At 31.1% G+C, this 4,005-nt stretch carries 2 protein-coding genes and 1 pseudogene; 1 reads left to right on the top strand and 2 read right to left on the bottom strand.

All coding sequences use genetic code 11. The features are described 5' to 3' along the window. Positions 1 to 307: pseudogene (locus ACGF63_RS22445) on the top strand (IS4 family transposase); the annotation flags it as partial. Between the two features lie 336 nt (positions 308 to 643). Here ACGF63_RS22445 and ACGF63_RS22440 read toward each other — a convergent pair. After that, positions 644 to 3,340: an NACHT domain-containing protein gene (locus ACGF63_RS22440; RefSeq protein WP_387633293.1), complete on the bottom strand. Its 2,697-nt coding sequence runs from the start codon at positions 3,338 to 3,340 to the stop codon at positions 644 to 646. 366 nt (positions 3,341 to 3,706) lie between these two features. After that, positions 3,707 to 4,005, bottom strand: a 299-nt coding sequence (locus tag ACGF63_RS22435; RefSeq protein WP_387633291.1) for a transposase, incomplete at its 5' end; no start/stop codon positions are given.

The following is a 4,005-nucleotide window of genomic DNA, read 5'->3' as shown; positions in this document are numbered from 1 at the left end:
AGGCTTTGCAACCGGCCAGAAAGCGATAGCAGAAGGGCTCATCTGGGCAAGTCTGCTGGCGTTGATAGTCCGGCGCAGTCTGGCGAGGCAGTTTTTGCCTTCAGTTTCCTTTCTCAAGGCCGCCAAAAATGTTGATGTCTGGTTATTGCCGATATTGGGCGCGATTATTCATCATGCCGGGTCGGAAATAGAACACCATCTGGATTGGGCCCTGAAATATCTTTCCAAAAATGCGTTGAAGTTGCCCCAAAGAAAATCCAATAAAAATAATGGGTTGGAGGGTATTTTCGAGAGGCTTAATACTTAAGGTTCAGTGTATGAGGCTGTATTAGGCTCTTTTACAGACGATTAAATAATTAAGGGACACAGCCTAGGAAAAATAAAAGAAAATATCAGGCTATGTTTTTTACGTAAATACCTTGAAAAGGAGTGGTTATATTTGAAAGATATGCTATTAGCTGAGTAATTTTTTATAAGCTATATACTATTGTATTTTTGTATATTATTCTTATGTAATTGACGTAAAAAATAATATTCATCATATTTCAATGAATGAGGTAAGAGATTTTTAAAGATCATAATTTAAAAGGCCACCTAAATATCAGGTGGACTTTAAATAATTATATTTAGCATTAAATTAATATCAATAATAATCCATATCCCATTCATTTCCATATGAAAAACTATCATCTGTTTCTTCATATTTTTGCAGAAGATAATTTATATTATTCCTTTCTTTCTGCGGGCGAAATTTCGCCATTTCTTCCAGTGTGATTAACGCGGGCTCTATGTTGTGATATTTTATAGTGAAATCTTCTATTAATGAATAAAACTCGCAAGCTTGAGCATAAAGGCATAATACTCCACGCCACCAATCACTTTTTAGATAATGAATGATTTCTATTGATCTATTCTGAATTAACTCTAAAGATGCTAAATGTTCTTGGTATCTTAAATGACCAAAAGAAAAAGTTTCAGATATATGGTCAAAAACCAGAATATTACAAGGAGTGATTAATTCCTCTACCGCAGTTAAACATGTTTCTGTTGAATAATTAAAACTAGTATCATTATTCAGAAAACTTACGATATCTTTTTTTGTTGCTGAACGGAGGTTTCTTTGATGAAACGCATAACCAATTTTAATTGATGATTTATATAATATACTTTGAGATAATGTTGTTCTCTTTATATCTTTATATGTGTCATAGACACCACAAAAAAGCTCCAATCGTTTTGTGAATATTTCGCTTTCACTTGAAGGTATATCAATTCCTTTTTCCGCAAGATCACATAATAGAGTTGCAAGTAAAGGTGTTTTAACGATCTCACAAATTTCTTTACCTTTAATACTTTCGATTAGTTGTTGACTAAGATTCGGATTTTTTTCTTTGAACCATGATGTTATGAATCTATAAAGTTGTGATTCACTAAAAGGTAAAAGAGTTATTCCAAGAAAATTGACCTTTGAAAGATAGCTTACACAATCTCGACTTGATATAAGCATCTGTATAGAAGGGTGTTTTATTTTAAAATCATTTATAGAGTCAATGATGCCGGGATACTTAGCATATGCCTCATCAAGGCCATCCAATACTATTTTTATTTTCTTTTCTTCTAATAAATAATTTTTTAAATTGATACTGTTTTCAGTGGTGGCTTCTATTTCTCTAGAAATTAATATAAGGGAAATTAAAATATCATAGTCACTATGATTATCATCTAGAATTATTTTTACTTTATTAATAAATCTATTTAGGGGTATGTATATAACCCTTGATGAATTCTCTGAAAGTAATTTTCTTACATACATTTGTAAGGTTGTGGTTTTTCCTGCGCCAGCTCCACCATAAACGGCAATATCATGCTTTGTTTCAAATAGTTCAAATGGTGAAATAGATAATCCATCATGATGTTTTTTTCTTTTTTTTAAAATTTTTATATATTTTTTATTATCTTCTGTTTTATTAATTAATATATCTAAAGCGTTAAGTGTTTTTTGTGTTTCAGTTAAAAATGAAATAATATCTATTCCATGTTTTCGATTGTTTATATCAGATATGTCTTTTTTATAAGCACTGCATTTTCTTTCAATCCAAGAAGTTATTTTTTTATCTTCTAAAGATATGGAAATAAATGGTGTATCCACATACTCAGATTTTAATGTCAATAACTCTTTATTTTGAATTATTATATCCTTAATTTTTTTAGTTGCCTCTAAAAAACTAGGGAAAATGCTTTGTTTTTTCTGTTTGGAAATTTTTTTAATATTGTTTGTATCAATAAAGTTTATTATTTCATTAATGCTATCTTGTGAAAAAGATGAATCAATTGAATTCTTTATTAGAGAATAGCACATATTCATTATATTTAATGTCGATTTATCTATTTTATTAGTTGAAATTCCATTTATGGATATTAATATTTGATTTTGAACGGACTTTATAGAAATTATATTTCCTGAAATTAACTGTTCTGCTTGTTCTATATTTCTCTTTGTGATTATATTTTTTTCCGATTTAAACTTTTTCATTTCAGAGTGAAAAAAATCATCAATGTATTGAGATGTTTGAGTTAAAGGAATAAAACCTATAAGATTCTTGAGAGGAAAATATATTTCTTTCTTAAATAAGTCCCAAGAGCTTTTAGATAATAGGATTTTTTCTTTTTTTATAGTAATGCTACTGTCAAGCAATATATTACTATCAATGGTTCCCATGAAAAAAGCTAAATCGCTATAGCAATTTAATTCAGTTATCGAGTTCTTTTGGTTTAACGCGGACATTAACTCAATGTTATTTAATTTTTCAGTATCATGTAAGTATAGCTTGTCACTAATTGAAACCAAACTTTCAAGTAATGATGGTTTATTCTTTTTTATTAGTTCTATTACCTTGGGGCCATCGAGTATTTCTATGTTTTTAGGACTCATACATAATAGTTCATGTATTTCATTTATTAATCTTGTATTAACCTGATACGGAGTAGCTAAAAATACTAAATCAGGTAGCTGTTCACTCCCGTTATGTAGTTTTATTTTTTTTGTAAGACATTGCCTAAGTTGGATTATTAGGTTGGAAAGAACATTTTTTTCAGAAGTATTAGATTCTTGACCTATTTTTTTTGTTTGAATTGCATATATACTAATTCCTTTTAGGGGCATTTCGTGGATTGCTATGAGATCTTTACCTTGTTCATATGGACCACCAACGAAATCGACTCTGGAGAAAGACATTGATTCGAATAAAGGTTTTAGTACATTTTTAGTGAAATCATCTTCCCTCATATTCTGCATTGCTTTTAAATATATATTAAGATTGCTTTCTTCAATATGATCCATGATGCTTTTAACTTTTAAATTTATAGATGCACAATATATTGACATAAATCCTAATTTAAAGAAAGTATTAGGAGTTAATGTATGTTAATTTAGCCCCCTTTATTGGGTAGCTCCAAGAATTAGATAGCAACTTTATACTGCATTAGCTCCGCTGTCTTATTGCGATATTTATAGTAATTCGTTAATATAAATTCGCACAATCACCATCACAGATGGTCACATAGGGGAACCTCTAAAAACTCCCAATACAAAAAATAAGGTCAATTTTGCCCTCATTCGCCGTAAAATTGACCTTATTGTGTGTGGCTTTTTCTTGCTTTTTCAGCGGAAAATATAACTTAATGGCTTTTTCATCACATGCCGAGATTAAAAAGCATGAATACCTGATTTTCTAAAATAAACCAAACGGTGCAAATCATAGCAGGTGGCCTTCAGCGTCATCGCAAAATTGGCTCGCAGCTGGCCTATCGTTCGGATGAATTTTTCACCCATCTGAGAGAATGCGCCAAAGATATGTTCTACCCGTGCCCGGGGTTTCGCTATTTTCTTATTTCGTCCTTTTTGGCAGTCTGATAAGGGCTTGTTGCGTGACGCTTTTCTCTGAATATGGACCCGATAGCCCTGTTCCTTCAGCGCCCGTTCACGCATCTGGCTGGCATACCCTT

This window comes from Photorhabdus sp. RM322S (assembly GCF_042879395.1).
Lineage (GTDB): Bacteria > Pseudomonadota > Gammaproteobacteria > Enterobacterales > Enterobacteriaceae > Photorhabdus > Photorhabdus khanii.
This window is presented reverse-complemented; position numbering and strand designations above follow the sequence as displayed.

Coding starts and splice junctions, on each gene's coding strand:
- ACGF63_RS22440 (WP_387633293.1), bottom strand. CDS start 3,340: ATGGATCATATTGAAGAAAGCAATCTTAATATATATTTAAAAGCAATG.